Consider the following 26,845-nt stretch of genomic DNA (forward strand, 5'->3'; position numbering starts at 1 on the left):
ACTATTTTCTTGCCAGTGAGATTATTAGTGCTATAATTAAATTAAAAAATTGTAGACAATCTACAATTTATAGAAATCTGTGAGAAGATAGGGATGAGGATCCGTATGAAGAGGGCTAAGGCTGGGTTTGAAGCATTAGTATCAGAATTCAAAGAGACTGTTTTGGTTGATTTTCTGGGAGTTATGGCCATCTATAGAAATGGTGAAAAAGTCGAAGCAATGGTAAAAGCGGAAGCAGCTCCTGAAAAAATTGAGGAAATGATCAGGAGGTATAATACCAAGAGGTGGGCGCATGCTGAATAATGCTTATGATCGGAATAATGCTTATAATCGATTAAATCATATGATCACCTATTCAAAAGCAAATTTAAGTGAGACCGTGGTCTCCTATGTGAAGAATAAGATTCTCACCGGGGAATTGAAGAGCGGGGATCGGCTGGTTGAAACAGATATATCAGATGAGCTGGGGATAAGCAGAGCACCTATACGTGAGGCCTTGAGAGAGTTGAATATGCGGGGAATCCTGATATTTTTGCCCAAGAAAGGCAGCCAGGTGCTTAATTTAGGTTATAAAGACATTGAAGAAATCCTGTCCATAAGAATTCCGCTGGAGATGCAGGTGCTGACCCTTATTTTTGAAAAATCCCTTTTACAGGAACAGGAATTGAATTATCTGGAGAAGCTGAACCATGAGATGATCAGGGCAGACAAGGAAACGGCCATGGATGTCAGGGAGAAAAATTATATTTTTAATACCTGTGATTTGGCTTTTCATGAATTTTTCTGGAAACGCTCAGAAAGCCTGCGCCGGGTGGAGATTTTAGAAAACCAGTACTTCCAATTGCTGGCGGCAATGAACAGGGATATATCAACATTAGGCTCAGTTATGGAAAAACATGATGAACATCAAAGGATCATTGAGGCTTGCCGCACAGGGGTGCTCGATCAGGTGTTAACCGCCTTTCAGGCACATATGGCCCCGTATTTAAAAGCGATTATAAAACTGGAAAATCAGACCGGCAAGTAAGAATCATTAAAAGGTTACTTTGTTGTTTAAATGTGCTATAATATAAACAGAGATATCCAAAGGGGCAGACCTTGGATATCTTTTTTAGATCTTTAGAATATAGAATTAATTGCAGACAGAAAAAGTGCCCATCTTTTACAGGAGAGGGGCACTTTTTTCTTTGGGCGGTTTTTCTATAGCTATTAAAAATCAGGAGGAGATCAACATGTTATTAATTAAAAATGGAACGCTGCTTACAATGACAGGTGAACCGATTGAGAATGGCCAACTGCTTGTGGATAAGGGCAAAATCATGGCCGTGGGCAAGGATTTGATCATTCCCGAACATTGCCCAACCCTTGATGCTGAAGGCGGTTTTATCATACCTGGTATGATTGACGCTCACTGCCATGCAGGTATGTGGGAGGACGGGCTGGATTTTGAGGGAGCGGACGGCAATGAAGGTACTGATCCGGCGACACCCCACCTTAGAGCGGTCGATGCTATTAATCCGCGGGACAGAGCTTTGGTGGAAGCCTATGAACATGGCGTGACCTGCATCTGTACCGGTCCCGGCAGTGCCAATGTGATAGGTGGGCAATTTGCTACGATTAAAACCAAAGGGACAAGAATCGATAAGATGATTCTTCAGGAAACGGCGGCCATGAAGGTTGCTTTCGGTGAAAACCCGAAGAAAAGATACAGTGCCAAGCAACAAAGCCCTTCGACAAGAATGGCTACCGCAGCGATCTGGAGAGAGTATCTGTTCAAAGCCAAAAATTACCTGGAGAATAAAGAGAAGGGTTCAGGGTTTGACCTGAAGCTGGAAAGCTTGATCCCGGTGGTGAGGGGTGAGCTGAATGTCAAAGCCCATGTGCACAGAGCCGATGATATTTTCACGGCAATTCGCATTGCCAAAGAGTTTGGACTTAAAATGACCTTGGAGCACTGCACAGAAGGGCATTTAATCGCTGATGAGCTGGCGGAAGAAGGCTTTTCCGCCATCGCAGGACCCTTCATCGGCCCCAGGGGAAAAGTGGAGCTGAAAGAACTGACCTTTGACACCCCGGCGATCCTGCATAAAGCCGGGGTAAAAATAGCTTTGATGACCGATCATCCGGTTGTTCCCGTACATTATCTGCCCTTGTGCGCGGCCTTGGCGGTCAAAGCGGGACTGGCTGAAGAGACGGCCCTTAAGGCCATAACTCTGAATCCTGCTGAAATACTGGGGATTTCGGAGAGGGTAGGTTCCCTGGAGGCGGGTAAAGACGCAGATATTGCGGTCTTTGACCGGCATCCCTTGGATGTTCAGGCACAAACCACCTGGGTGCTGATCGATGGTGAGGTTGTCTTTAAACGAGGATACCTTGGCGATAGTCAGCGATAACCAGAGATGGTTAGTGAAGTGAGAAGAATAGAATAGCTGAAAATAACCGACTCTAAATTCAAATCACCTTCTTCAAAGGGCAAAACAACAAAGATTATCTAAGAAAAGGGGTTGGAAATATGGCGGAAAGAAATATCCTTGCGTATTTCAACACGGTGGAACAAGCTGAAGTTATCGCCAACCGTATCAAAGACTTAGGAATAACGGATGTACAGATTGATCGAATTCATAAGTTCTCTGAAGGGACTGCCGATCATCTCATGAATCCACTTACCGGTCAGATCGGCAGCTTAGCGGATTTGACCCTGGGCAGTGGTGGCGGGGATGCAGGCCCTTTAATGGCAGCCGATACTTCAGCCAGCGGCATGAGTGATGGGGGCGGAACAGCCGCATCTGGCCAGGATATCTTACTGGCGGCGATTGTCGATGAGTCCCAGTTCGAGCAGCTGCGCCAGGAAATCCGTGCTCAAGACGGCCTCATCTGATCACTCAAAAAGCGTTCGGTCTTAGAGCAATCTGAGACCGGATTTTTTTCTCCATCCAGGCATTTTTGGACAGCAGCAATCTTTTCAGCGGGACTAATTTGTGGTTTAGACATAGAAAATGCTCTTTCATAGGCAGATAGTGTGCCTGGCCATGGTAGATAAACTATCAAGACAGGAGGAATGAGGCCGCAAAGCGTCGAAATGGGTTACGAAGCTGGAGTTATGCAGGTCTTTCCAGTATGGTCAACGGCAGACAGCTCAGCCCCGCGGACATGGGCTGCCGATCGAATTTGACCTGCGGAATAGGTGAGATGAAGACATTGATAACATAAAGAGGAGGAACGCAGGTGGATCAGGTCAATGCTTATAGGAATTCGGCGCACCTTTATGATTTGGATCAGCGGGATCTCGTCACGGCGGACGTCCCTTTTTATCTTGAATATGCTAGTGGTTTTGGGGGCGGAATCCTTGAGCTGGGCTGCGGAACAGGCCGGATCGCTATTCCTCTTGCTGAGGCAGGGCACGATATTACCGCTCTCGATCTCTCAGAAGATATGCTTGCTGTCTTATCAGCGAAGCTCACCAATGTAGCTGCCGGAACGAAGAAAAAGCTGGCGCTTGTGCAGGGAAATATGGCGGACTTTTCCCTTTGGAGAACCTTTGACATGATAATCGCCCCATTTCGGGCTTTTCAGGTGCTGACCAGGGCTGAAGATATAAACGGATGTTTGGCTTGCATGCGCGAGCATTTGAATGATGGCGGTATCGTTATTATCAATGTTTTTCGCCCTTTTGGGACACTTGATGAAAGTTGGTGTTATCCTGAAACGGTCCAATGGGAGCGCTGGGATGATGCAACAGGCAGCAAAGTAGTCAAGAAGCATTGGGGTCAACGGATCGATATTGAGAATCAGATAATATATCCTGGCTTTGCCTATGAAGTTATGGCGAACAACGGGGTGGTTGAACGATTCGCCGATAATTTGGCACTCAAATATTATTACTACGAACAGCTGACAAAGCTTTTGCAGGACGCTGGCTTCCGCATTAGAGAAGAATATGGATGGTACGATAAATCACCTATTGAAAATGGGAGAGAATTAATATTTGTTTGCACACGTTAGCCAGAAAAGCGGGTCATCATGGAGTTGGAGGCTGAGGCCAGGAAAGCCTATTTTTCGGAGCTTCTGAGATACAGCGCAAGAAGAGACGGGATTGATTTTTCTGACGGTCTTCAGAGGTGGGGGTGAAACAAAAGTGAAAAATATCTTGAATTTCCAAAAGCCGGCTTCATGGATTAGGGTTGTGGCTTTGCTTTTCTGTATTGGAGTTGCCTTATGCTTTCTGACCAATCCCAAAAACAGCCCAACCCCCGAAGCGGCTATCGCCCGGGCATTGGGGCTGGCGGAAAACGATATTACAGTGTTCGGTACTTACGAAACCTGGGAGGACGGGTGGTATATCCTGGGGTTTCTTGCCGACCGTAGCGAAGCGAGATCCGATCTGGGCGCAGCGCTGTTTCGGCGGGAAGGTGATCAATACAGCCTGGAGAGCTATTACCGGTGTAAAGACGGGGCGATTTCCCAGGACAGAATAGTTGTCTGCTCTTTCAGCAAAACACCCTCGAAGTATGATGTAATCCTCAGCAATAATGAAAATCTGGCCCGCATCCAACGCACGGTCAACGGTGTGGCCGATTCCAGCTATGTGGGCGGCACTATTCCCGGCATGACCGTTCTAAGATGCCCGGATGACCAGTATTCCTCGGCCGAGTTTCAGTTTTATGATCAATCCGGCCGGCAAATCGACGACTATGTTGCCAGCAATACAGTGCTGAACAGGGGAGAATATGAACCGAAGGGAATCGTCTCCCTTGCCCTTTGGAGTTCAGCCACGCCGGGATATTTCCTGGAAAGTGCCGTGGGTACAACCTTCGGCATTTATCCGGAGCGGTTCCAGGTGAGCATTACCGACGCCACAAGAGCTGCCTTTGTCGGAAATGTTCTCTATGAAAACTCCCAATATATCACTGCGGATGTGGGCGACAGGATTGAGATCATGAGTTCAAGGGGAGAGAATGGCCCCGAGCCTCTGACCATGGACGTATCCTCCTATTCCCCCAGGCTATGCTACCAGGTGCTCACTGCAGACGGTACGGATACCGGCTACCGGGTTTTCCGTATGGGCGGCGAAACATGGATCGGTCATTGGGGTTTATACGGCACAGCACAAAACGGCTGGTGGTGCGAGTATATTTTCAGGGTTAACCCATCCGGAGCCGGGTCACTCGGTTCGGCTATTTTAAAATTCGCCGTTTCGGGGATGGACTCATCTAGATGACTATTTCAAAAACAGGCGAATTTTTAAGGAGAGTGGAGGGCCAGACCCCAAAACGGTGATTTTAAAAGGTCAAATATGAGAAAACTATGATTGGGATTCCAGAGACTGAGGAAAAATTGAGCCATGAATACGGTTAAAGTTTGAGAGGAAAGCTGACCGCCAGACCGAAATAATTCAGGAGCGCTTCCCTGAGCTTGCCTTCCGTGTCGAGCAGGGTTTCCTCCACCTGCCCACCCTGATGGAGCCTCAGAACATTGTTGTTGATCGCGGCACTGCCGCCTTCCCGGGCGATATTGATCATACGCATTTGTTTAAAGCCGGATTGTTTATTCTGGGATAAATATTCGTTGGGGGCAAGGAAATCGACATTCTGGCAGGGGCGATCGTTAAATTTGAGGAGTTGCTCCCTGTCGCCATCCACTGTCCTGTAAATGATAAAGTCGCCATCAGGGGCTTGAGCAAAAACAAAGCGGTTCGCTCCCGATTGCTGCTCCCCGGGGTCATCCAGTCTCAGCGCGCTGCAGGGGGCCGGACCACCGAAACCCACATCACAGAAGTACCGTGTTCCCTCAATAGTGACAATTCCGGCACAGTGCGAAATAGGCATATAGCCCGTCGCCATCCAGACCACCCGCACCATAACGGGATAACAGTCGAAACCAATATCCTGCAAAAGGCTCATGAAAAGCCCGTTGAGTTCAAAGCAGTAGCCGCCTCTGCCCTGGACGACAATTTTGTCAAAAAGGGATTCGGTGTCCAGGAGAATATCCCGGCCAACGTCATAGACGTCGAGATTTTCAAAGGGAACGGTGTGCAGCTGGGCCAGGATAAGTCGATTGAGTGTGTCCAGGTTGGGCTTCAGTTCACCGGTAAAGCCGATTCTTTCCAGATACCGCTTTTTATCCGGCAGCGGTGCGGATAATTCTTCGTACATAATATCTTCATCTCCTCGCTTAACAATGCTGGACTAAGAAAACGAGCGATATTCAATATTTTCAATAATCAAATTAACCATATCATATAACAACAAGCTTGTCTGCCATATTTTTTGGGCAGACTTATGAAACCTCGAAGGGTTTGATCAATGCACCTGCTTAAGGGCTTAAGGTCCTTGAATGCCCAGTAATTAAGCATTGATGTAAAAAGTTTTTGACATTTGCTAATTCCCTGCTATACTAAAAGTGTAAAGAACATTTGACATTATAGGGGGAGTTTTGATGGGTTTAAATTTAGCCGGGACGCAAACCTGGCAAATAGTCGCTGTCTACTCAGCTTATGCTTTTCTGATTTTAGGGGCTGTTTGCCTGATCTTTATGCTGGCAACGGTTTTCCGACAAGGTGATGAGCGACGAAACTATATTTTAACTAAAGCCTGCACACATACCTTTTTAATTTACACCGGAATAGTGTTTGTTATGGGAATGTATGCCCTATTCTTTCAAAAATACCACAATTTCAGCATGGAAAGTACACCGGTTGCTTCTTTAGGCTTAATTGCAATTTTGTTCACCGGCAGTCTTTTTTTGAATAAAAGAAAATACGGCAATTAAAATGAACAATAACATCAAGCAGCACAGAAAAGAAAAGAATATCTCCCAAGAGGATTTGGCCAAAAGATGCAATGTGTCAAGGCAAACGATCAATGCCATTGAAAACAACAAATATGACCCTACCCTTTCTTTAGCCTTTAAGCTGGCGGAGGTACTGCAGATCACCGTAGATGAATTATTCAAATCAAAGTGAATCAAAATACCCGGACGGCAATAGTGAGCCGTAAGCGGAGAAGAAATCAAGAGATAGCGGGAGATGCCCATGTCAGAACCTTCACTGGAAATCTTTAATAAGCTGACGGAGCGCTGGTTTACCAACGACCTCGGTGCGCCCACAGCAGTTCAGGAGCAAGCCTGGCCGGTGATTGCCGCCGGCCGGCATACGCTGGTATCCGCTCCTACCGGTACCGGCAAGACCCTGACGGCATTTTTGGTCTTTATCGATAGATTGCTGGAACAGGCTACAAAGGGTACTTTAAAGCAAGAATTGCAGCTCATCTATATCTCTCCTCTGAAATCCTTGGCTGGTGACATCCGGGAGAATCTGCGCCGTCCTCTGGAGGGGATTCTGGCGGAACAGTCAAAAGCAGGTGTCCCGGCCGGTCCGGAGCTGCACATCGGTATGCGCACAGGTGATACCCCGCAAAAAGAGCGGAACCGGATGATCAAAACTCCGCCCCATATTCTGATTACCACCCCCGAATCCCTTTACCTGATGCTGACCAGCCAATCCGGGCAGAAAATTCTGCGCACCGCCCAGGCTATCGTTATCGATGAGCTGCATGCCCTGATCGATTCCAAGCGGGGGGCGCACCTGATGCTGTCCGTGGCCCGGCTGGACAGGCTGTGCAGCCGGCCGCTGCAGCGGATTGGCTTATCAGCAACTATCGAGCCTTTAGATATCGCCGCCCACTATCTTTCTCCCGACCCGGTGACGGTGATCGCCCCCCAGATGGAAAAACAGATCCGCATTGAAGTGACCAGCCCCTTGTCCGATCAGCGGGTGGCCTTAAAGGACACGGTCTGGAAAGAGCTGGCTAAAACGGTCTATGCCTATTACGGCGGTGCCGGCAGTGCCATTGCCTTTGTGGAAGGGCGGGCTTACGCGGAAAAGCTGGCTTATTTTATCAATCAGCTGGGGGGAGAGGGCTTTGCCCGCACCCATCACGGCAGCTTAGCCAAGGAACAGCGTTTTGAAGTGGAGCAGGCTCTGCGCAGTGGGAGTCTGAGGCTTTTGTGTGCCACTTCCTCCATGGAGCTGGGCATCGACGTGGGGGAGATCGATCAGGTCTTCCAGATTGGCTGTCCCCGATCCATTTCCAGCACCATGCAGCGTTTGGGCCGGGCCGGACACAATCCCAACCGGATCAGCGTCATGCATATGTTTCCCCGGGAAGCGGTGGAAGGCCTCTATTGCGGACTGACTGCGGAGGTGGCCCGCCAGGGGGGAATCGAGTACTCCCGGCCGCCCCGGCTTTGCCTGGACATCCTGGCCCAGCATCTGGTATCCATGGCCTGCGGCGAGGGTTATACGGTGGAGGATGTGCTGAGCCTGCTGCCCCGAGCATATCCCTTCCGGGAGGTAACAGCGGAGGATGTGCGGGCAATCCTGGGCATGCTGGCGGGGGATTACGAACATGAACGGGATATCCCTGTGCGCCCCAGAATTATCTATGACCGGCTGCATGGCCAGGTCCGGGGGGATGCCTACAGCCGGATGCTGGCCGTCAGCGCGGGGGGAACCATCCCGGACCGGGGGTTATATGCCTGCCGGACAGAAAGTGGCGTCAAGCTGGGGGAATTGGACGAGGAATTTGTCTTTGAATCGAGGCTCGGGGACCGGTTTTTGCTGGGCACCTTTGCCTGGCAGATTGCCGGCATCTCCAAGGACACCGTGACCGTAACCCCGGCCACTACGGCCGGGGCCAGGCTGCCCTTTTGGCACGGGGATCTGAAAGGGCGCAGGCTGCGCACCGGCCTGGCTTTTGGTGAGATTTTCCGCCGGCTGACCCAGGCGGCCCAATCAGGGACCTTGCTCAAGGAACTGAAAAAACTGGGGCTGGATGAGGCTGCCGCCCAAAGCGCTCTGGGCTTTCTCCAGCGCCAACTCCAGAGCACCGGCAGCCTGCCTGATGATAAAACCATCATCATCGAACGTTTTAAGGATGAGAGCGGCAACCATCAGCTGATGGTCCATTCCGTCCTGGGCCGCCCGGTGAATGAGCCTCTGTCCCTATTGGTCAGGGAAGTGGCCGCCCGCCATATGGAGACCACCATCAATGCAGTGGCCGACGATGACGGCTTCCTGCTCTTTCCCTATGATGGCAGCCCCCTGCCTCAGGGTCTGCTCCAGGAGGTGGTGCCGACCACCGCCCGGCAGATTGCCGCCGCTTTGTTGCCGGCCACCCCTCTCTATAATATGAATTTTCGTTATAACACGGCCCGGGCCCTCTTGATGGGGGTAAAAGGCAATCAGCGCCAGCCCTTGTGGATTCAGCGCATGCGCAGCGCGGAACTCCTGGCTTCTCTGGTGGAGCAGGAACAGCATCCGCTGATCCGGGAAACCAGGCGGGAATGCTTGGAGGATTACTGGGATTTAGACGGAGTTGAATATCTCCTCCAGGGCATTCAGGCAGGAGATATTCAAGTTCGGGAGCTTTACCTTGATGTTCCTTCACCCATGTCCCTGACCCTGAGGCGGCAGACGGAAGCCGCCATGATGTACGATTATGCGCCCACGCCCCAACCCATCCATCAGGCTATAGAGTCAGCCTTAAAGAAAGTGGAGGGGATTGAGCCGGCTCCGGAGCAGCTGGCCTGCGTATCCGAGCGGGCCAGACTTCCCCAGGATGCGGACCAGCTCCATGCCCTGCTGATGATGGAAGGGGATCTGACGGCAGGAGAGCTGGAGGTCCCCATTGAATGGCTGGAGGCATTGGCGGCCGGGGGGCGGGTTCAGTATATCGAGCCCGGCCTGTGGATTGCCGCCGAGCAGGTTCAGGAATATGAGGAGGCTTTATCCGGACGGGATCTACAGGCCGGCCAACGGCTGGTCCGCAGGCTGCTGCGCTACCGGGGAGCCCAATCGGCCGAGCAGGTGGGGGAACGTTACCTGTGGCCCGTGGAGAGGGCCCTTGAGCTTCTGGCCTTGCTTTGTGCTGAGGGAAAAGCGGTGGAGCAGGAAGGACTGTATTACCATGGGGAGCTTTATGACCGGGCCAGAAAGGCCACGATTAAAAGCCGCCGCCAGATAACCACTTTGCCGGCCGAGTGTTATGCCGCTCTGCTGGCCAGCCGGATGCAGATTTCGGCCCCTGCTGCCGAACAACTGGAAGTCGCGCTGAAAACCTTCAGGGATCAGCCCTTTCCGGCGGAGGCCTGGGAAACTATTCTGCTGCCTACCCGGGTGGGGAATTACCGTCCGGAGCTGATGGATGCTTGTCTGGCCGGCGGCACCCTGTTCTGGCGGCTCAGTCCCGATGGGGGACTCAGTTATCACCTGACCGCTGATCTTGACTGGGAGGCGGATCTGTCCGGGACCCTGGAAGCCTTAACGGGCAAGGAAAAGGTGATCTATCAGGCTTTGCTGAATTATGGGGCCAGCTTTATGCAGCGATTGAACGGACTGGTGGAAGGCTCCCCCTATGATACCCTGCTCCAACTGGCAGCCCAAGGGCTGGTGAGCTCGGACAGCTTTATTCCCGTCCGCCAGTGGCTGGACTGGGATAAGCTGCAAAAGAGCACACCCCGGCAGCGGGTCAATGCCCGGATGAGAATTCTGGCCACCGGACGCTGGGAGGTCATCCGCCCACTTAAGGCCCTGAGCGTGGAAGAGCAGCTGGAGCGCAACTTTGACCGGGCGGTGATTCTCTGCCGGGAGACCATCCAGGGAATAAGCTGGAGCACAGCTCTGGCAACCCTGCGCATCTGGGAGTATACCGGCCGGGTGCGCCGGGGCTACTTTATCGAAGGGCTGTCGGGAATCCAGTTTATCCGGGAGAAAGATTATGCCGGTACTATGCTTGCCTTAACCCAGCCCCGGGATCAGATCCTTTGGCTGAACGCTAGCGATCCAGCTCAGCCCTGGGGCAAAAGCCTGCCTCACCGGCCGGACAGGAGATTTCACAATCTTCCCGGAACAGCTGTAGCCTTGCGCGCCGGTGTGCCTGTGGCCGTGCTGGAACGGCAGGGCAGGAACCTGCGGGTTTTTGCGCCCGAGCATCTGGCTCCGGCTCTGGAGGCTTTCGTCCAGGATTATGCCGGCCGCCGAATCTTCCCGGCCCAGACCCGGATTGTCGTCAAGGATTACCCGCCGGAAGCCAACCCAGCTCTCGACGCGGCCGGCTTCAGCCGTGAGCTGCTGGATTATGTGCTCTACCGACCCTATCGCTGAATAGGGATGAGGTGTCTTTTGGTTTCCCAACGAAGCTGAAGGGCGCTTTTTATTTCCGGAAGGAGATGATAAAATGTCAGAAAAAGTGTTAATGATAACGTTGATGGGATCAGAGCAAGGTTCAGGCGTTGGGGGGGTTGACTATGGAAATCAAGCATTTGGAGTATTTTGTTGAAGTGGCTCGTCAGAAGAGTTTCAGTAAAGCTGCGGAAAAATGTCACGTTACTCAATCAACCATCAGCAAATTGATCAAAGATCTGGAATGGGAATTGGGCACTTCCTTGTTTAACCGGACATCCAAATATGTGCAGTTGACGGATACAGGGGCTATATTTCTAGATCAAGCATTGGAGATCGTAACCAAGTTCGAAAATTTAACCCACGAATTTCAAAACCGCATTAAACTGGAACGAGGAAAGATTTCCATTGGCCTGCTGCCCATTACCGGGACCACCTTATTTGCCGAATTGCTGGGAGAATTTAAAAAGAAGTACCCGCAAATAGACATCAGCCTTTCTGAGCGCGGATCGAAGAAAGTGATCATGGATATTTTAGACGGAACCTTAGATGTGGGAGTCGTCTGCAGCGTGCCGGACAGTCAGTATTTTGAATCCTTTGCCTTTGCCGAAGATCCCTTATATGTTATCGTTTCCGTCCGCAACCCCATCAGCAAATCGGCATCCATCGATCTCAAATCGTTAGCAGATGAACCCTTTGTTTTATATTCCAGCGAATTCAGCTTGCATGACGAGATCATCAGCAAGTGTAAAAATGAAGGCTTTGAACCGAACATTATTTTTGAAACCTCTCAGTTTGAACTGATGACTCAGATGGTTGCCGCCGATTTGGGAATCGCTTTTCTGCCGGGGGCCGCTTGCCGGGAGTTGGACCCGCGGCGCTTTGCCGTTATACCGGTGACCAATCCGCAGATTATTCACCAGATGTTCATCATTTGGAAACGAGGGCGCTCCATGTCCCATGCGGCTAATTTATGGCTGCAGTTTGCCACTAAGTTCTTTGTCAAAAGTTGATCGTCGTGAGGGAATATACTGTTAAAGGCTTTTACCTATTTTTAAGGAAGGAAAGCCTTTTTTATTTGGGAATAATAGGGCAAGTTTTAGTTCAACTATCTATAAAATAGATAGAATTGATGACAGCTATCTATTTTACAAATGAAAGGAATGACTCTATAATCGAACATAGAAAGAGAAAGAGGTGAGAGTTCATGGCTCAGGGGTTGCGTTTTATCGTGCAGATTGCTTTGCTTTGGGTAATCTATCAATTGGGAAATTGGGTAGCGGAAAAAAGCCATCTTCCCATTCCGGGAAATGTTTTGGGTATGATTATCTTGTTTTTGTTATTGCTGGCGGGAATTATTCGCATCGAATGGATCGAAGAAGGAGCAGATTTGCTGCTTAAACATCTTGCTTTTTTCTTTATTCCCATTGCCGTAGGATTGATGCAATGGATAGGGTTATTCCAATTAAGCGGCGCCCAGCTTTTAGTGTCCATTGTTCTTGGCACAGCAGTATGCGTTATGGTTATGAACTCAGTGACCGCCTTGCTGGTCCGGTTTCGTTCACCTAAAGGAGGAGTTTAAATGAACTTGTTGTTTGTATTGATGATGATGGCCATTACGGTAGGCGCCTATGCCTTTAGCCGCTTCTTAAATAAGCGTTATCCCAGTCCATTGGTCAACGTGGTCTTCCTGAGCACCGCCTTAATCATCGCTATTTTTTGGATTTCCGGCATTACAGTGAGCCAGTATCAGGAGACCAAGACTATTTTGACTTACCTTCTGGGGCCGGCCACAGTGGCTTTGGCCATTCCGCTCTACCGGAGCCGGGAAGTATTAAGAAAAAATATCCTGCCAGTGGTGGGCGGGATCGTGGTAGGAACTACGGTCAATATCGTTACGACAGTTTTGGTGGCTGAATGGTTAGGGTTGGATAAGCTCATTGTGACCTCCTTAGTGCCTAAATCCGTGACCGTTCCCATTGCCGTCAGCGTCTCCGGCATCTTAAGCGGCGATCCGACCCTCACTTCGGTTTTCGTCATTGCTACCGGCATCATTGGGTCCTTTTTGACCCCCGCTTTATTAAATCTGTTCAAAGTGACCAATCCTTTGGTGCGCGGATTAGCCTATGGAACCACTGCCCATGGTCAGGGTACGGCATCGGCCTTGGCTGAGGGGACGGTTCAGGGTTCCATGTCCGGGGTGGCTATGGGAATTGCCGCCATTTATATGTCGGTCGCCGCTCCGTTTTTAGTCCATCATTTATTGAACCTGTAAAGCGAAGGGCTCTGGCCTCAGCCTGAACGGCCTGCCGTCGGGCAGGGTTTAAGCCCGTATGTCCTTAGCCAGCACTTGAAGGGCTTGGGGGTCAGCAATAAAATAGGCTCCTTTTTGCTTGATCAGGATGCCTTCTTCTTTGAACTGCTGAATGGTGTAAAGCAAATGGCGATAGCTTACGCCCAAATATTCCGCCGTTTCCACATGTTTTTCTCCATAGATGCGATCATGGGCGGTAAACAGAATAAAAGCTGCCAGCCGATTTTTAAGCGGGTAATTCAGGTTTTCCGAGAATCGTTCGGAGCGGGTCAATACTTTTTGGCCGAGGTAAACACAGAGATGGTGGAGAAAAGCGGCATCGGACAGCATTAGCGGCTTGAATTGCTCAAGGGGAGAGGCGAGACAGACGCATTGCTGAAGAGCAACCACATCTTTAGGCACATCTTCCACACCCAGCAAGGACAGCTCCCCCACATAATTATCTTTGCTCAGAAACTGCAGGATGGATTGTTTCCCATCATCATGAATCATATAGATCTTTGCTTTACCTGAAATCAGATAATAAAGGGTATGGATCGGTTCGTTGCAGCGCGAAAGATATTCGCCCCTCTCGAATACTTCAATATGTGCATGGGTAAGCAATTTTCCAAGAGGTAGGTGAGCAAGGCTCTTCATGACTTGATAATAAGGATCATGTTCCGATTTGGGATAAAATCTTTTCATTACACCCTCCAGACTGTGAGATATCTCATACTCATTATCCTTGTCTTGCTGTTAAATTGCAATTGGAAGGAGATTGTGGGGTCTGCTATCTAAGTTAGGAGGGTATTTTTGTGAAGAAAGTTCTCCGGCTGCTGCTTTCCTTGATGTTTTATGGCCTGACAGGTATAGGAATCAGCCTGACGATAAAGGCCGGCATTGGTATAAGCAGTTTTAATTCGCTCAATGTGGCTTTGGCCTGGGTGCTGCATTTTAAGGTGGGGATGGTTACCATCATGCTCAATGGCCTTTTTCTGATGGCATATATGCTGCTCAGCAACTTCAGGCATCCCATCAAATATGTGAGCCAGGCGGTTGCGGTCATTTGTCTGGGCGGGGTGATTGATTTATTCACCGCTAAGATACTCGGAAGCTTGCTGGTTCAAGGCTATCCCATGCAACTGTTGATCTTTGTCCTGGGCACCTGCATAGCGGGGGCTTTTACCGGAATGGTGCTCAATCTGGAGGTTATGGCATTTCCTATCGAAAGCGCTTGTGCCCTGCTGGCGGAAAAGACCGGAGTGGCGTTTCACCGTATCCGCTATGGAGTGGATATCTTGTCAGTAGCCGGTTCGGTGCTGCTTTCGCTTATTTTCTCCCTGCCGCTTTTTGTACGGGAGGGTACCATCATCAGCTTGTTCCTGCTGACGGCAGCAATCAGCTTAACCAAGAAGGTGCACGAAAAGTCACATGCCGTAAAGCGGTTCAACAGAGGGTAGAGGCAGTTATAGCAGCATAAGATCACAATCTCTGCTCCGGTGCTTTGAATTATACCAGCAAGAAAGTGAGCAAAAAGGAATTTGAAAAAGATGATATAATATAATTTAGAAAACAGAATGAAAAGAAAGGTAAGGAAAGGAAGCTGGTTCTTCATGAGCAGGGCCTTTGTAAGTGAAAACGATGGTTGGTACAGGTGTGTCAAACATAGGGAGCCTTGCATGATGGCTGACGAAAAAGGGCATTGTCTTCTTGACCATTGCCAACAATACCCGGAAAAAGACAAGAAAGAGGAAAACAAAGTTCCTGATCAAAACAAATGAATTGAGGGCAGCAGCCATGATTTATCGAAATGCTGGGATTGAGGATATAGGGGCTATACGGGAATTACAGCAAAGATATCATATAGCGACTATCAGTCAACAAGACAAGACGGATGGCTTCGTTACCACCTTATTTACGGAAGAGCAGTTTAAAGAATTGATTGAAAAAGAAAATGGCATTACCCTTGCTTGTGACGGCGGGAAGCTGGCGGCCTATGCCATGGCTGCATCCTGGGATTATTGGGCGGAGTGGCCCCTTTTCCAATATATGATCAATGAATTGCCAAACACAGAATATAAGGGAACGGTGCTTTCCACAAAAAACTCTTATCAATATGGGCCGATCTGTATTGACAGAGAATACAGGGGGAGTGAAGTACTCCTCAAGGTTTTTGATTTTTCCAGAAGGCAAATGAGTCAAAGGTATCCGATCCTGATCACGTTTATCAACCATGTAAACCCAAGGTCATACTATGCCCATACCCAAAAGCTGGGCCTGGATGTGATTAAAAGATTCGAATTCAACAACAATACTTATTATGAATTGGGCTATGATACGTCCAAAGCTCTTGTACTTGGAGGCGCGGTGACCTAATCATTTTCCGGATGGCGCCAGGTGCGGCCAATCTCCAATAAGCAAAAACACCTCTATCTGATACTACGGATAGGGGTATTTTAGATGGCCTGGAGCATCATTCCTCTCCTCAAGCCCCTACTTGACAAAAGAGACAAGCTTCCTTATAAATATACTATAAACCAATCATCCTATGTTTAGAAAGGAGGAGCTTTGGTGTCTATTCAAAAAGCGAGCAGATCCACTTTAGTGGGGCAGGTGACTGCCCAGCTGGAGCACATGATCGAAAGCGGGCAATGGCAGATTGGTGAAAAAATACCTGCGGAGCCGGAATTGATGGATAGGTTTGATGTAAGCAGAAATACCCTAAGAGAAGGAATTCAAGCCCTGGTTCATGTCGGTTTGCTTGAGACCCGTCAAGGAATCGGGACTACGGTAAAAGCCAACAGTAATTTTGCCCTGGCCTTGGCAAAGAAAGTTCAGAAAAGCAATCTTTATGAAACTTTAGAGGTTCGTTTAGGATTGGAGAGAGAGGCAGCTCAGCTGGCTGCCGGGAAAAGAACAGCAGAGGATTTGAAACACATGGAAGCTTGCCTTGAACTCTGCAAAGAAGCGGCCCAAAGCCATGAAGTGGGCCGATTTATAGAGGCGGATATTGCTTTTCATAAATCGGTGGTAAAAGCCACACATAATACAATGTTTATTGAAATCTACGAGCATATTACCGATGCTTTGCAGCGTTCGGTGGATGGGGTTTTGCGAATCAGAAAGCCTGTCAATTATGAAAACGAAATCCATACCAGCCTCTTTCAAGCCATTCAAGCCGGCGACTCCCAGTTGGCGTTGGATAGTGTCAATCATTATTTGGAGAACGCTAAGAAATCCCTGAGTCATCTGCTCAATGAATAAAGGAAAGTATGTCATTTAAGGAGAACATAGAACAATGAATCAGTTAAGCACTAAACCAATACAGCATTCATCTTCGCCAAATAGAACAGCCCTAATCTTGATCCTGGGAATCGCCCTGCTCGCAGCCAATCTGCGGGCACCCTTGACTTCAGTTGGACCTTTGGTCAGCTTAATGCGCGACAGCCTGCATATTTCCAACACCTTAGCGGGTATGATGACCACCCTGCCCCTGTTTGCCTTCGCTTTGTTTTCTCCCCTTGTTCCCGGACTGGCCCGCAGATTTGGGATAGAACGGGTGTTGTTTGGCTCCATTGTCATTCTTGCCGTTGGAATTCTTCTGCGTTCCTGGTCGGGAAGTTTCGGTTTGTTTCTGGGAACGGCAATTCTGGGACTTTCCATTTCAGTGGGCAATGTATTGATACCAAGTCTAATAAAAAGAGAGTTTCCCAGACAGGTCGGAGTGATGACGGGTGTCTACACCGTCTCGATGAATACCTTTGCCGCACTGGCCTCCGGTATCAGTATTCCCTTAGCGGTGGGCTTGGGCTTAGGATGGACCGGGGCCTTAAGGATCTGGGCGGTACTTAGCCTGATCGCCATGTTCTGCTGGATTCCCCAGTTAAGGCGGAACAGTCAAGGAAGCTCAGCTGCCGGAGAATCCATCATTAGGGAGGCCAAAGCAGAAACCCATAGACGCTCTGAAGAAGTTAAGCATAGGAATAGGGCGCAAGGAGCAGATGTAAAAAGCATAAACATGTGGAAATCGCCTCTGGCCTGGCAGGTCACTTTGTACATGGGGCTGCAATCCATGGTGTTTTATTGCATGGTTGCCTGGCTGCCGGACATTTTAATTCAAGCGGGGATGAATTCCGGTCAAGCAGGCTGGATGCTCTCCCTTATGCAGCTGGCCCTGATCCCCATGACCTTTGTGGGCTCTGTTCTTGCCGGGCGCAAGGCCAGCCAGCATTCATTGGTGACTTTCGGTTCGGTGTGCGTGATCATAGGGCTTTCGGGGCTGATCCTTTGGGGCGGGTCAGGGCTGACCTTTTTATGGATTATCATATTGGGAATTGGGGGAGGATTTACCTTCAGTCTGGCGATGATGCTCTTCAGCCTGCGCACGGAAAATGCGGATGAAGCGGCCAGGCTCTCCGGAATGGCGCAATCGATTGGCTATCTCCTGGCTGCCTTCGGCCCCATGTTTTTTGGATATTTGCATGATCTAACCGCTAACTGGACGATGCCCCTGATCATTCTGATCGCCGTCGCTGTTCTCTGCTGGGTTACCGGTTTTTGTGCATCAGGTGATCGGTATATCAGTGCAACTGTGAAAAATAGAGGGGGGCGATTATGAAGATACTGGTAAGCTCCTGCCTGCTGGGACACAACTGCAAATATAACGGCGGCAATAATTTAAACCCCAAAGTAGTCGATTATCTAAAGGACAAAAAAATTATGGAAATATGTCCGGAGATAATGGCGGGCATGGGAACCCCCAGGGCCTGTGCAGAGATGGTGGAGGGGAAAATAATCGACGAAAACGGAGCCGATGTGGACGCGTTATATCGCCGGGGAGTGGCATTGGCTTTAAGGGCTATCAGGGATGAAGAAATAGACTTCGCCATCCTCCAATCACGAAGCCCGACTTGTGGCGTAAAGACAGTATATGATGGGAGCTTTACGGGGAAGCTCATTGCAGGTCAGGGACTATTTGCTCAGGCATTAAGGGATGCAGGGTATCGGGTGATGGATGCCGGAGACTTCTGAATAATAAAAGCCCCGATTTTGCCAAGACAGAAAATCGAGGCTAGCTCTAGTGTTTTTTGGCAGTAATGACCTGGAACTTAAAAAATGAGGGGTGTAAAATGACAAAACTGACCTTTACCATGGAAAATTATTTGGAGGCAGTCTATGAACTTTCAGAGAAAGGAAGCGGCGCCAGGCTATCCGACATAGCCGAACGGCTCAGCGTTACCAAAGCCAGCACCAACAGAGCCATGGCAACCCTCTCTGAAAAGGGCCTGATTACTAATGAAAAGTATGGAGAGATCTTTTTAACTCCCGAAGGGCGAAAACTAGCCAAGCTTACCTCCAATAAGCATCGCATACTGGAAAAGTTTTTTACTAAGGTTTTGAAGCTGAACGCCGATACGGCCGGCGTGGATGCCTGTGCCATCGAACATGTAATCAGCAACGACTCCATACAAGCCATGGAGGAATTTCTGCGTAATTATAAGGGATAGGCTATGCCCTCCGGCTTATTGGAGCGGGCTTTTTGACGCAGCAGGGAAAACTCTTTGCGCACCATGAACAGGGTCCAGAGGATGATGACGGCGTCAATGGCCAGTGAACCGTAATAAATCCCTGCAACGCCGATTGCTTTGGGCAAAAAGATCATGACAGGAACATAAAATACCAACTGCCGGGCGATACCGATCATGGCCGCCGGTTTGCCTTTATCCACAGATGGGAAGAGGGTCATGGCCATAAAGATAAAGGACAGCACCGGCAAAATGGCCATATACACTCTGAAGTACAGGAGATCTGCACCGCTGAAGGCTGCATCCTTCATCATCAGGCCCAGAATAGGACCGGGGATGGCGATGGATAAAAGCCAGAAAGGCAGCGTCAATACCAGAGCAGTTACGGCGAAGATCTTGTAGGAACTGATCACACGGTCATATTGCCGGGCACCGTAATTGATGCCGATCACCGGCTGCAAAGCGCGCATCAGGCCAAAAATAGGGGTCAGCAGGAAAGTGAAGATGCGGTAGACCACACCGTAGAAGGCCACATCCCATGTTGTGCCGTATTTGGATAAGGCGTTGAAGACGAATATAGCCTGAACCAGGCTCATGACACTCATAATTAGGGATGAAGCCCCCAGCCGCAGCACGGAAGTTCCGATCTTTTGATCCCAGCGAAGGGAAGCCAGCTTGGAGTGAAAGGTTGCCCAGCCTTTGCTGAAATAAATCCAGCTGACCAGGGTGTAGACCAACATGCCGATATTGGTTGCCCAAGCCGCCCCTTCAACACCCCATTGAAATACAACGATGAACAGATATTTAAAGATGACGTCCACAGCCAGACCGAAGCCCATCATCACCGCGGCAGTTTTCATTTTACCTTCCGCCCGGATGATCATATTGCCGGCCAACCCGTATACCCAGAAGAAGGCACCGTAAATCGTGATGCGGAAGTATTGGTCACCCAGTATGAGGGCTTCACCTCTACCGCCCATCATAGCGATTAGTTGGGTGGAGAACAGCAGGCCCAGAAGCATATAAATAGCGGTGACAATAATAGAAAGAAAATTGACATTGCCCAGCAAATGTTCCTGGGTCTTTCTGTCTTTGGCACCCAGGGCGATGCTTAAAACCGAGCCGGCACCGACTCCGATCAGAGAGCCGAAAGCGACGCTGATCTGGGACAGAGGATAAGCCACAGAAACCCCGGCCAGAGCGGCTTCGCCCACGTACCGTCCGACAAAGAAGGCATCCATCACGGAATTCATACCGTATAACACCATGGCCACAATCGCCGGCCAGGATAAATCAGCCATAACCTTCCAGAGGTTTCCGGATAAGATAAAATGCTTTTGCTTTTCTTTTTCCTCCACTAATGTATTGTCCATTCTTAAATTCTCCCTTCTCCATTTAAAATGAAACCCGCTTCTGGGAAAGTGCAGCGGGGATTTTCTTTTAGTTAGATTAATCTAACTTTGGGGGTAAAAAATTTTTGTACCAAGTTAAAGCTCCAGGACCCGGAGCTGGGCGTATAAAATCCCTCCTTCCTGCAATATGATTTATTCTGCCCGGTTGTTCAGTCATTGCATCTTGTTCCGCCATTGCGTCCCCTGTTGTCAGTAGAGGATGATACTATTAGCATATAACGACGTTATATAACAATAGTATGATAACGCTGTTATCTTTCTTTGTCAACAAGAAAATGAGGATCATTCTCACATCTCTAATTGGACAGAGGGGTTTCTTTTGGTTTACAATGAACTGAAATAGTGTGGGGGAGGCAACTCTGTGAGCAAAAACTCAATGGATACAAAACCTATGGTTAAGAAATCGGCCGATACCCATCGTCCGATCACTATAGAATGTCTGCGCCTTTCTTCAGATGGCTCCGGGGTGGGATATCATGAAGGAAAGGCTACCTTCGTTTCCGGATTACTGCCGGGGGAGACAGGGCAGATTCGCATCGTGGAAGAGAAGAAAAACTGGCAAAGAGGTCAACTGCTGAGCTTCTGCAAAACCTCGGCAGAGCGAATGGAACCGCCCTGTTCAGTCTTCGGTCGATGCGGCGGTTGTCAGCTGCAGCATCTCAATTATGCCCAGACCTTGCTCTGGAAAAAGCGCTGGGTAGAAGATGCTCTGACCAGGATCGGCAAAATCCCCCTGGAAAAAGTCACAGTTCATCCAACCTTGGGTATGGATGAACCCTGGCGTTACCGGAACAAAGCGCGGCTTCATCGCGGAGAGGGGAATACGCTTGGCTATTATCAGGAAAAGAGCAAAGCGACAGTTCCCTTCACTGATTGCCTTCTGCTCAGTGAATCGATGAACCGATGGGTCCGGGAAGCAGAGACGCTGCTGGGCCAACAGGATAAAAGTTTCTTTCCTGACCTGAACGCGCTGACCTTCCGGGAAAATTCTCGGGGGGAAGGGATGTTGATTTTGGACTCCCTGAAGGATGCCCAAGGAGCTGAAATATGGGCAGAGATGGGCGGGAGAATCCGCTCGGTTTGGAGTATCAACAGTTCGGGAGAGCCGGAGCAAATCGTCGGCCAAAGAGAATTTACCGAGGATGTGCTGGGGGCTGAGTTTAAGATCTCCCCGCTGGCCTTTCTGCAGGTGAACTCGGTTCAAACCCGTAAACTTTACAACAGGGTACTGGATTGGGCGGAGCTTTCCGCCGAGAAGGTGGTCTGGGATCTTTATTGCGGAATCGGAACGATTACCCTGGCTTTAGCTGCCAAGGCCAAAAAGGTCTGGGGAATCGAAGAAAATCCCTATGCTGTGGAAGATGCCAGGGAAAATGCCAAGCGCAACAGGGTGAATAACGTGGAGTTTATGGCCGGCAAAGTGGAGGACACCTTTCAGCAGATCAGTGACTGTCCCCATATCGTGGTCCTTGATCCACCCCGGGCCGGAGCCCACCGGAAAGTGCTGGAGGGGCTGCTGGAACTGAAGCCGGAGCAGATCATTTATGTTTCTTGCGATCCGGGGACCTTGGCCAGGGATCTGGGTATACTGCAGAACGGTGGGTATCAGGTGGCTGAAGTGCAGCCGGTGGATATGTTTCCGTGGACAGTGAGTGTGGAGACTGTTTGCCTACTTTCCAGTAAAATCAATGGTTTTGGACAATAAAAAACCCGCTTATGGATTATTTGCCAACGGAATTTTGTTTGCGTTGGCAAAGTTGCTTTTCAAATATCGCCACTGTGTTATCAGTCATCTGCTCTGTTGGATGGGTGTATGTATCCATCGTGGTTGCCAACCTGGAGTGTCCGAGGCGCTTTTGAACGTCTTTAGGATTGGCCCCGTTCTCAATCAGCATTGTGGCGTGAGTATGCCGTAAGGAGTGAAAATTGAACAGAATACCGAGTTCATAATGTATAACCCTGGATGCATATTTAAAAGTGTCCGGGGTTACTATTTCTCCATTTTCCTTTGTGCATACCATGTCAACAGACCTCACGGCACCAGGATCTACAGATACCGGGAGAGATAATATTCTGCGCAGAGTATTATTCCCTTCTTTCTCTTCAATTTCATACTGCTGCACGTAATGCGGACCGTATTTAAGCCGGTGTTCGAGTTGCTGTTTCTTATGTTGCTTAAGAGCACTGAACAGTGTTTTTCCAACTTTAATGTCTCTAACGGAAGATTTTGTTTTAGTGGGACCAAAATACCAGTGTGGCTTACGTTTATAGATAATCTTGTTTACGCTAACGATACTTTATCCAAGTCTATATCTTCCCAAGTTAGGCCCATGACTTCACTGATCCGACATCCTGTGTGGTATCCAATCATAATAGGAATATAGTAGGGGGTATCTGCAGGGAAGTGTTCAAGGATCTGATCAAATTCATCATCGGGTATAACTCTCCGATCTATTTCTCCTTTTGTATGTTCATAGCGCGGGAGTTTAACATATCGTATCGGATTATCCTCGATAAACTGAGCAGGATAGACGGCGTAATCAAAAGCCCCATTAAGCACCGAGATAATGTTGATGAGGCTATGCCGGCTCAGTCCGGTTATGAATTTTCCGTTTATGAATTCTTGAAGTATGGCAGGTGTTAAAGATCTGAGTTTATAGATACCAAGCTGCGGCTTGGTATGAACCCGGATAATGACATCGTAGGCCTGCTGAGTATTATGCCTGCAGTTAAGTAGAACATAATTCTTGAACCAATAATCCATATAATCCGAAGTTGATATCTCAGATGGCTCAAAATGTAATCCTGCATTGTTGTATGCTTGAAGCGCTTTTCTCAGAGCAGCTTCAGCCTCTTTCTTTGTGCGTCCGCCAACACGCTCTATACGCTTGCGTTTTCCATCAACGCTGGAGGCTTCAAAAGAGTAATACCATTTCTCACCGCGCTTTCTTACATGGCCTTCCATAGTAGCACATCCTTTCCTTCAGTTGTGGAACATACGTTCCGGTGATGGGTAAAAAAATTTAGAGATTATGATTCTTCTTGATCTGGATTCTTTATGCCAACATAATCATAGAATTTTGATGGAGATATGTAGTAGCTCCACTTTGAACTTGTTTTTACAGCTATTCCAAACGGCAACAGCTCTCGTTGCAAGCAGACCCTGATGAATTGAGGATTTTTGCCCATAATTGCTGCAGCCTTGCTTATAGGCAGGTTTTTTCCTGCGGCGAAAGGATCTTTTTTGCTTTCTTGCATACACACTCCTCCTTTAAAGATAATGCTAGTGTTCTGTATCCCAACCTGTGAAGGTATTACCATCTTAGAAATACCTTTGCAAAGGTTGATGACACCCTGAGATGGCTTAAAATATGTTTTTAACGGTTAATGCCACCGATGACAGAATCCCACTCAAGTTCATAACCAAAATCAAGATATAAAGAGAAATCGGGGACGTTTATGCCTAGGCGTTCCTGATGCTTTTTTGAAATTATTTTAAGGTTGCTTAAAGATACGCCATTTATATATTGACTGAGTTCATACGACAAACTCTTAATTCTGAATTGAATGACCCTCGGAGTAACAAAATATTTTTGAGCAAAATAATTTAGATAGTCTATCTGTTGATGGTTGTTGGTAATGTGATGATATATATCGCAAACCTCAGGGATAAACTTATAATATGGAACCAGCATTTCTGCTGCTCCTTCATTAGCCTCCCATTCTAAGTAGGTGTCTCTCGGAACTGAAAGGCAAGTATACGTGTTAATTGGGTGCTTCCAAAAGTGAAATAATTCATACATACAATCAAAGTTTTGCTCAAAATAAGTTCTGCACGAATTAAGTCCAATAAAACTGTGTTTCTCGCCTTTCAGAATACCACCGATTTGAGTACTTGAAAAATCAAGCTCTTCAAGAGAAATTTGACTGTAGCGACTTGCAAACTCTTTTGAATCAATTGGATAAGAGAAAAGTGAAAGAGTGTTTCTTGCACCATTTACCCAAGCATATAGCTCAGCTTTAGTCATTTATTTGCTCCTCTCGATGTCTATTCATTGGCTTTTTTAAATCTTAAACATTCCAATGATAAGATTAAGATCGTCGTTTGACAATTGCATTTCCTCAGCCTCCTTAGCAAGGCGAAGGTATATACCAGAGGGAATACCATCACTTGATGAAGATTCTTTATTTGTATTACTGATATAACCTGCTGCTTCCATCAACTGTTCATACGTAATATCGTTATAAGCCTTTTCAGAAAGCTTTTTAAGTGTTTCAGGAGATGGTTTCTGCTGCCCATTTAATATTCTAGATAGATTTCCGGCATCTATCTGAGCGTGCATTGCATATTCATTAAGTCTCTCACGTTGACGAAGTCACCGGCGAAGAGGTGAGGGCTTATGGAGAGGAATACGTTGCCCTGAGCACCTCCAAATATACCGGTGTAAAAAGCGTTTACAAGCATGTTGAAGGGAACCGGATCTCCGTCCACCTCACTGTGGACCCTGTGAAAATCGCGGATGACAAATATAACGCTCTACTTACCGAGAACGAAGCGTTAAAAACCTTACTGGCAACCACGCAGCCCCAATTATCAATCACACAGGATGTAGTAGACTATTTATTGATGGGAGGTATGTAAAATGGCAGCTTATTTTGCAATGCGTATCATGTTGGGGAAATTAGATTATGTGGCGGTAGTAAGTTTATATCCTCAATTTAAAGCGGACATCGACGCGATTTTAGTCGCGGATGGTAAGCAAGAGCTGATTGCTGAGTAAGTGTTTGTTATAAATAGTGAAATTTTGGTAACACAATTTTGAGACGAGCATAAGCTGAAATTAAGGGTGCGCACCCCCAACAAAATAGAAGGGGTGGAATTATGAGAATCTCCAAAATTAAAAAGTTACCAATGATCTTTACCATGATATTGGCACTCGCCTTTTCGTTGGTGGGTGCGAGTAATGTCTTCGCCTACAATAATCCAGGTCCAAATGGCGAATACTGTGCAATCATTTACCAGAGTCTGCATGGCGATGCCTATACCAGTACTCCAAGTAATCCAATAACTGCGGTAAGAAGTTTCGATAGCACTAACATGATAGGGACCACGGGGAGTCTGCCTCTTGTCCTGAAATATTCAAGTACCTGCACAAATTATCAAATTATAAGCCGTGAAGTTGATAGTGCAGGTAATCAAATAGGTGGCAATAGTACCATTAAGATTTCGCCGGTACTCCCAATAACAGGTGATGGGGCAAGCATGTACGGACCAAACACTCAAATTGCCCTGCCTCCTGCAGAATGGTTTACTCCAGGGAAACTATACGAAGTATATGCCTTCGGCAGTTTCCCGAGTATACGAGGAACCACTAATCCAGGAAGCACAGCTTACTATGTAATAGCAAATTAGTAGAGCCTTTTATCTGGCCCGGAGAATAATCTTCGGGCTTTTCTATTGCCCCAAATCATGCCCGAAACCCGAGAGGTGACGGGGAGTAGGGCGCTGGGGTAGTCACCATTATGACGGGATGTCCATAACATATAAGAGAGGTGAGGCATTTGGATTTTACAATCATTACGGCCCTCATTGGAATTGTGGCAACTTTGTCTGGAATCATCTTAGGCTGGTCGGCAAAGGCAAAGGAGGCTAAGAACGAAGTGAGAAAAGATGCAGAGCTGGACACAACCCTCCGTACTGATATGGAGTACCTCAAGCGCGGAGTGGATGATATCCGCATAGAACAGCGTGCCCAGGGGCAGAGGATGGATGCCATGGGGGAGCGCCTTACCCGGGTTGAAGAGTCGTCCAAACAGGCTCACAAGCGAATTGACCGTATTGAGCAGAAAGGAGAGTGAGGATGTGCATATCGTTGACCTTTCCGAGTGGCAAGCCCCGTCCGCGATTAACTATGGCACATTTGCAAAGCAGCTTAGCCTTGCTATTGTCCGGATCCAGTACGGTTCGGCATACCAGGACAAACACTATAAAACGCACATCACAGAGCTACAAAAGCGTGGTGTGCCGGTGGCCGTATACGCTTGGGTTCGCGGCAAAACCATTGCTGAGATGGAGGCAGAGGCCACGGCTTTTTACAACAGGGCTAAGGAATTTAATCCGGCTATGTGGTGGCTTGACGTGGAGGAGCAGTCCATGACGGATATGCGTAGTGGGGTATCTGCTTATCAACGGTGGCTAAGGTCACTGGGGGCCGGCAAAGTGGGGGTGTATATTGCTCACCATCTCTATGGCCAGTTTAACGTCAATGTGGCTGAATTTGACGCTGTGTGGATTCCGCATTATGGGCGCAATGATGGGACCAGGAACTCAAAGCCCTCTTATCCTTGCGACATCCACCAATACACGGATAAGGGGAGTCTGCCGGGATACAATGGCAGCCTGGATCTAAATGCTGTTATTTCGAGTAAGGACATT

General features: G+C 48.4%; 29 protein-coding genes and 1 pseudogene. 23 read left to right on the plus strand and 7 right to left on the minus strand.

The annotated features are described in order from the left end of the window. The first annotated feature begins 105 nt into the window (after window positions 1-105). The 6 genes from BUA14_RS26010 (at window position 106) to BUA14_RS26035 (ending at window position 5,218) form a co-directional block, all read left to right on the plus strand. The gene (locus BUA14_RS26010; RefSeq protein WP_072775248.1) at window positions 106-303 is read left to right on the plus strand and encodes a hypothetical protein; all 198 of its coding nucleotides are present in this window, start codon (window positions 106-108) and stop codon (window positions 301-303) included. Continuing rightward, window positions 293-1,027 (plus strand): GntR family transcriptional regulator, encoded by a 735-nt coding sequence (locus BUA14_RS26015; protein WP_072775249.1) that lies wholly within the window; start codon window positions 293-295, stop codon window positions 1,025-1,027. Before BUA14_RS26010 ends, BUA14_RS26015 begins: the two co-directional genes overlap by 11 nt. Before the next feature lie 205 nt (window positions 1,028-1,232). Further along, a complete protein-coding gene (locus BUA14_RS26020; protein WP_072775250.1) occupies window positions 1,233-2,393 on the plus strand; it encodes an amidohydrolase in 1,161 nt (386 codons plus the stop codon). 119 nt (window positions 2,394-2,512) lie between these two features. Continuing rightward, on the plus strand, window positions 2,513-2,878 hold the full coding sequence (locus tag BUA14_RS26025; RefSeq protein WP_072775251.1) for a hypothetical protein: 366 nt from the start codon (window positions 2,513-2,515) through the stop codon (window positions 2,876-2,878). A gap of 347 nt (window positions 2,879-3,225) precedes the next feature. After that, window positions 3,226-4,002 (plus strand): class I SAM-dependent DNA methyltransferase, encoded by a 777-nt coding sequence (locus BUA14_RS26030; protein ID WP_242954770.1) that lies wholly within the window; start codon window positions 3,226-3,228, stop codon window positions 4,000-4,002. A gap of 133 nt (window positions 4,003-4,135) precedes the next feature. Next, window positions 4,136-5,218 carry a hypothetical protein gene (locus BUA14_RS26035; protein ID WP_242954771.1) on the plus strand — a complete coding sequence of 361 codons (1,083 nt, stop codon included), beginning with the start codon at window positions 4,136-4,138 and terminating at the stop codon, window positions 5,216-5,218. A 133-nt stretch (window positions 5,219-5,351) separates the two neighbouring features. Here the strand turns inward: BUA14_RS26035 and BUA14_RS26040 are convergent, their stop codons facing one another. After that, on the minus strand, window positions 5,352-6,152 hold the full coding sequence (locus BUA14_RS26040; protein ID WP_072775253.1) for an arylamine N-acetyltransferase family protein: 801 nt from the start codon (window positions 6,150-6,152) through the stop codon (window positions 5,352-5,354). Window positions 6,153-6,420: 268 nt separating this feature from the next. Here BUA14_RS26040 and BUA14_RS26045 point away from each other — a divergent pair, with 268 nt between their 5' ends. From BUA14_RS26045 to BUA14_RS26070, 6 genes are all read left to right on the plus strand, one after another. Beyond that, the gene (locus BUA14_RS26045; RefSeq protein ID WP_486598960.1) at window positions 6,421-6,768 is read left to right on the plus strand and encodes a DUF2178 domain-containing protein; all 348 of its coding nucleotides are present in this window, start codon (window positions 6,421-6,423) and stop codon (window positions 6,766-6,768) included. Between the two features lies 1 nt (window position 6,769). Continuing rightward, on the plus strand, window positions 6,770-6,961 hold the full coding sequence (locus BUA14_RS26050; protein ID WP_072775255.1) for a helix-turn-helix transcriptional regulator: 192 nt from the start codon (window positions 6,770-6,772) through the stop codon (window positions 6,959-6,961). Between the two features lie 69 nt (window positions 6,962-7,030). Beyond that, complete coding sequence (locus BUA14_RS26055; RefSeq protein WP_072775256.1) at window positions 7,031-11,161, plus strand: DEAD/DEAH box helicase; 4,131 nt, start codon at window positions 7,031-7,033, stop codon at window positions 11,159-11,161. Between the two features lie 143 nt (window positions 11,162-11,304). Next, window positions 11,305-12,192 (plus strand): LysR family transcriptional regulator, encoded by an 888-nt coding sequence (locus tag BUA14_RS26060; RefSeq protein WP_072775257.1) that lies wholly within the window; start codon window positions 11,305-11,307, stop codon window positions 12,190-12,192. A gap of 194 nt (window positions 12,193-12,386) precedes the next feature. Beyond that, window positions 12,387-12,761: a CidA/LrgA family protein gene (locus tag BUA14_RS26065; protein WP_072775258.1), complete on the plus strand. Its 375-nt coding sequence runs from the start codon at window positions 12,387-12,389 to the stop codon at window positions 12,759-12,761. After that, on the plus strand, window positions 12,762-13,454 hold the full coding sequence (locus BUA14_RS26070; RefSeq protein WP_072775259.1) for an LrgB family protein: 693 nt from the start codon (window positions 12,762-12,764) through the stop codon (window positions 13,452-13,454). It begins immediately after the preceding gene. Window positions 13,455-13,502: 48 nt separating this feature from the next. Here the strand turns inward: BUA14_RS26070 and yeiL are convergent, their stop codons facing one another. After that, complete coding sequence (gene yeiL, locus BUA14_RS26075; RefSeq protein WP_072775260.1) at window positions 13,503-14,177, minus strand: transcriptional regulator YeiL; 675 nt, start codon at window positions 14,175-14,177, stop codon at window positions 13,503-13,505. A gap of 110 nt (window positions 14,178-14,287) precedes the next feature. Here yeiL and BUA14_RS26080 point away from each other — a divergent pair, with 110 nt between their 5' ends. The 6 genes from BUA14_RS26080 to BUA14_RS26105 all read left to right on the plus strand — a co-directional run bounded on the left by BUA14_RS26080 (window position 14,288) and on the right by BUA14_RS26105 (window position 18,979). Then, window positions 14,288-14,932, plus strand: coding sequence for a DUF6198 family protein (locus BUA14_RS26080; protein WP_207649567.1), 645 nt, complete (start codon window positions 14,288-14,290; stop codon window positions 14,930-14,932). Between the two features lie 337 nt (window positions 14,933-15,269). Then, window positions 15,270-15,848 carry a GNAT family N-acetyltransferase gene (locus BUA14_RS26085; RefSeq protein WP_072775280.1) on the plus strand — a complete coding sequence of 193 codons (579 nt, stop codon included), beginning with the start codon at window positions 15,270-15,272 and terminating at the stop codon, window positions 15,846-15,848. Window positions 15,849-16,043: 195 nt separating this feature from the next. After that, complete coding sequence (locus tag BUA14_RS26090; protein ID WP_072775261.1) at window positions 16,044-16,736, plus strand: FadR/GntR family transcriptional regulator; 693 nt, start codon at window positions 16,044-16,046, stop codon at window positions 16,734-16,736. A gap of 34 nt (window positions 16,737-16,770) precedes the next feature. After that, on the plus strand, window positions 16,771-18,090 hold the full coding sequence (locus BUA14_RS26095; protein WP_072775262.1) for a CynX/NimT family MFS transporter: 1,320 nt from the start codon (window positions 16,771-16,773) through the stop codon (window positions 18,088-18,090). Continuing rightward, entirely contained in the window at window positions 18,087-18,503 is a 417-nt protein-coding gene (locus BUA14_RS26100) for a 2-thiouracil desulfurase family protein (protein WP_072775263.1), read from the plus strand. The genes BUA14_RS26095 and BUA14_RS26100 overlap by 4 nt, the downstream gene beginning before the upstream one ends. 98 nt (window positions 18,504-18,601) lie before the next feature. Beyond that, window positions 18,602-18,979 carry a metal-dependent transcriptional regulator gene (locus tag BUA14_RS26105; protein ID WP_072775264.1) on the plus strand — a complete coding sequence of 126 codons (378 nt, stop codon included), beginning with the start codon at window positions 18,602-18,604 and terminating at the stop codon, window positions 18,977-18,979. On the opposite strand, the gene BUA14_RS26110 is transcribed toward BUA14_RS26105, so the two are convergent. Continuing rightward, entirely contained in the window at window positions 18,967-20,370 is a 1,404-nt protein-coding gene (locus BUA14_RS26110) for an MATE family efflux transporter (RefSeq protein ID WP_072775265.1), read from the minus strand. The two genes, BUA14_RS26105 and BUA14_RS26110, sit on opposite strands and share 13 nt — an antisense overlap. Before the next feature lie 400 nt (window positions 20,371-20,770). Between BUA14_RS26110 and rlmD the strand changes: the two genes are divergently transcribed. Next, on the plus strand, window positions 20,771-22,114 hold the full coding sequence (rlmD, locus tag BUA14_RS26115) for a 23S rRNA (uracil(1939)-C(5))-methyltransferase RlmD (protein WP_072775266.1): 1,344 nt from the start codon (window positions 20,771-20,773) through the stop codon (window positions 22,112-22,114). Window positions 22,115-22,130: 16 nt separating this feature from the next. On the opposite strand, the pseudogene BUA14_RS29045 reads toward rlmD, so the two are convergent. From BUA14_RS29045 to BUA14_RS26135, 4 genes and pseudogenes are all read right to left on the minus strand, one after another. Next, window positions 22,131-23,374: pseudogene (locus BUA14_RS29045) on the minus strand (tyrosine-type recombinase/integrase). Window positions 23,375-23,439: 65 nt separating this feature from the next. Continuing rightward, window positions 23,440-23,667: a hypothetical protein gene (locus BUA14_RS26125; protein WP_072775267.1), complete on the minus strand. Its 228-nt coding sequence runs from the start codon at window positions 23,665-23,667 to the stop codon at window positions 23,440-23,442. 119 nt (window positions 23,668-23,786) lie between these two features. After that, complete coding sequence (locus BUA14_RS26130) at window positions 23,787-24,437, minus strand: ImmA/IrrE family metallo-endopeptidase (RefSeq protein WP_072775268.1); 651 nt, start codon at window positions 24,435-24,437, stop codon at window positions 23,787-23,789. A 36-nt stretch (window positions 24,438-24,473) separates the two neighbouring features. Continuing rightward, window positions 24,474-24,752: a hypothetical protein gene (locus BUA14_RS26135; protein WP_072775269.1), complete on the minus strand. Its 279-nt coding sequence runs from the start codon at window positions 24,750-24,752 to the stop codon at window positions 24,474-24,476. Window positions 24,753-25,052: 300 nt separating this feature from the next. Between BUA14_RS26135 and BUA14_RS28240 the strand changes: the two genes are divergently transcribed. From BUA14_RS28240 to BUA14_RS26155, 4 genes are all read left to right on the plus strand, one after another. Then, the gene (locus BUA14_RS28240) at window positions 25,053-25,190 is read left to right on the plus strand and encodes a hypothetical protein (RefSeq protein WP_178371821.1); all 138 of its coding nucleotides are present in this window, start codon (window positions 25,053-25,055) and stop codon (window positions 25,188-25,190) included. 101 nt (window positions 25,191-25,291) lie between these two features. Continuing rightward, window positions 25,292-25,822 carry a hypothetical protein gene (locus BUA14_RS26145; RefSeq protein WP_072775271.1) on the plus strand — a complete coding sequence of 177 codons (531 nt, stop codon included), beginning with the start codon at window positions 25,292-25,294 and terminating at the stop codon, window positions 25,820-25,822. A 149-nt stretch (window positions 25,823-25,971) separates the two neighbouring features. Then, window positions 25,972-26,268 (plus strand): hypothetical protein, encoded by a 297-nt coding sequence (locus BUA14_RS26150; protein ID WP_072775272.1) that lies wholly within the window; start codon window positions 25,972-25,974, stop codon window positions 26,266-26,268. A 4-nt stretch (window positions 26,269-26,272) separates the two neighbouring features. Continuing rightward, window positions 26,273-26,845: glycoside hydrolase family 25 protein (locus BUA14_RS26155; RefSeq protein WP_207649568.1), on the plus strand; the 573-nt coding region annotated here is incomplete at its 3' end.

Origin of the sequence: Desulfitobacterium chlororespirans DSM 11544 (genome assembly GCF_900143285.1) — a bacterium.
In the GTDB taxonomy this organism is placed as follows: Bacteria; Bacillota; Desulfitobacteriia; order Desulfitobacteriales; family Desulfitobacteriaceae; genus Desulfitobacterium; species Desulfitobacterium chlororespirans.

Coding starts and splice junctions, on each gene's coding strand:
- BUA14_RS26020 (WP_072775250.1), top strand. CDS start 1,233: ATGTTATTAATTAAAAATGGAACGCTGCTTACAATGACAGGTGAACCG.
- BUA14_RS26100 (WP_072775263.1), top strand. CDS start 18,087: ATGAAGATACTGGTAAGCTCCTGCCTGCTGGGACACAACTGCAAATAT.
- BUA14_RS26135 (WP_072775269.1), bottom strand. CDS start 24,752: ATGCACGCTCAGATAGATGCCGGAAATCTATCTAGAATATTAAATGGG.
- BUA14_RS26060 (WP_072775257.1), top strand. CDS start 11,305: ATGGAAATCAAGCATTTGGAGTATTTTGTTGAAGTGGCTCGTCAGAAG.
- BUA14_RS26145 (WP_072775271.1), top strand. CDS start 25,292: ATGAGAATCTCCAAAATTAAAAAGTTACCAATGATCTTTACCATGATA.
- BUA14_RS26085 (WP_072775280.1), top strand. CDS start 15,270: ATGATTTATCGAAATGCTGGGATTGAGGATATAGGGGCTATACGGGAA.
- BUA14_RS26065 (WP_072775258.1), top strand. CDS start 12,387: ATGGCTCAGGGGTTGCGTTTTATCGTGCAGATTGCTTTGCTTTGGGTA.
- BUA14_RS26040 (WP_072775253.1), bottom strand. CDS start 6,152: ATGTACGAAGAATTATCCGCACCGCTGCCGGATAAAAAGCGGTATCTG.
- BUA14_RS26010 (WP_072775248.1), top strand. CDS start 106: ATGAAGAGGGCTAAGGCTGGGTTTGAAGCATTAGTATCAGAATTCAAA.
- BUA14_RS26110 (WP_072775265.1), bottom strand. CDS start 20,370: ATGGACAATACATTAGTGGAGGAAAAAGAAAAGCAAAAGCATTTTATC.
- BUA14_RS26095 (WP_072775262.1), top strand. CDS start 16,771: ATGAATCAGTTAAGCACTAAACCAATACAGCATTCATCTTCGCCAAAT.
- yeiL (WP_072775260.1), bottom strand. CDS start 14,177: ATGAAAAGATTTTATCCCAAATCGGAACATGATCCTTATTATCAAGTC.
- BUA14_RS26050 (WP_072775255.1), top strand. CDS start 6,770: ATGAACAATAACATCAAGCAGCACAGAAAAGAAAAGAATATCTCCCAA.
- BUA14_RS28240 (WP_178371821.1), top strand. CDS start 25,053: ATGGCAGCTTATTTTGCAATGCGTATCATGTTGGGGAAATTAGATTAT.
- BUA14_RS26070 (WP_072775259.1), top strand. CDS start 12,762: ATGAACTTGTTGTTTGTATTGATGATGATGGCCATTACGGTAGGCGCC.
- BUA14_RS26055 (WP_072775256.1), top strand. CDS start 7,031: ATGTCAGAACCTTCACTGGAAATCTTTAATAAGCTGACGGAGCGCTGG.
- BUA14_RS26105 (WP_072775264.1), top strand. CDS start 18,602: ATGACAAAACTGACCTTTACCATGGAAAATTATTTGGAGGCAGTCTAT.
- BUA14_RS26130 (WP_072775268.1), bottom strand. CDS start 24,437: ATGACTAAAGCTGAGCTATATGCTTGGGTAAATGGTGCAAGAAACACT.
- BUA14_RS26125 (WP_072775267.1), bottom strand. CDS start 23,667: ATGCAAGAAAGCAAAAAAGATCCTTTCGCCGCAGGAAAAAACCTGCCT.
- BUA14_RS26025 (WP_072775251.1), top strand. CDS start 2,513: ATGGCGGAAAGAAATATCCTTGCGTATTTCAACACGGTGGAACAAGCT.
- BUA14_RS26015 (WP_072775249.1), top strand. CDS start 293: ATGCTGAATAATGCTTATGATCGGAATAATGCTTATAATCGATTAAAT.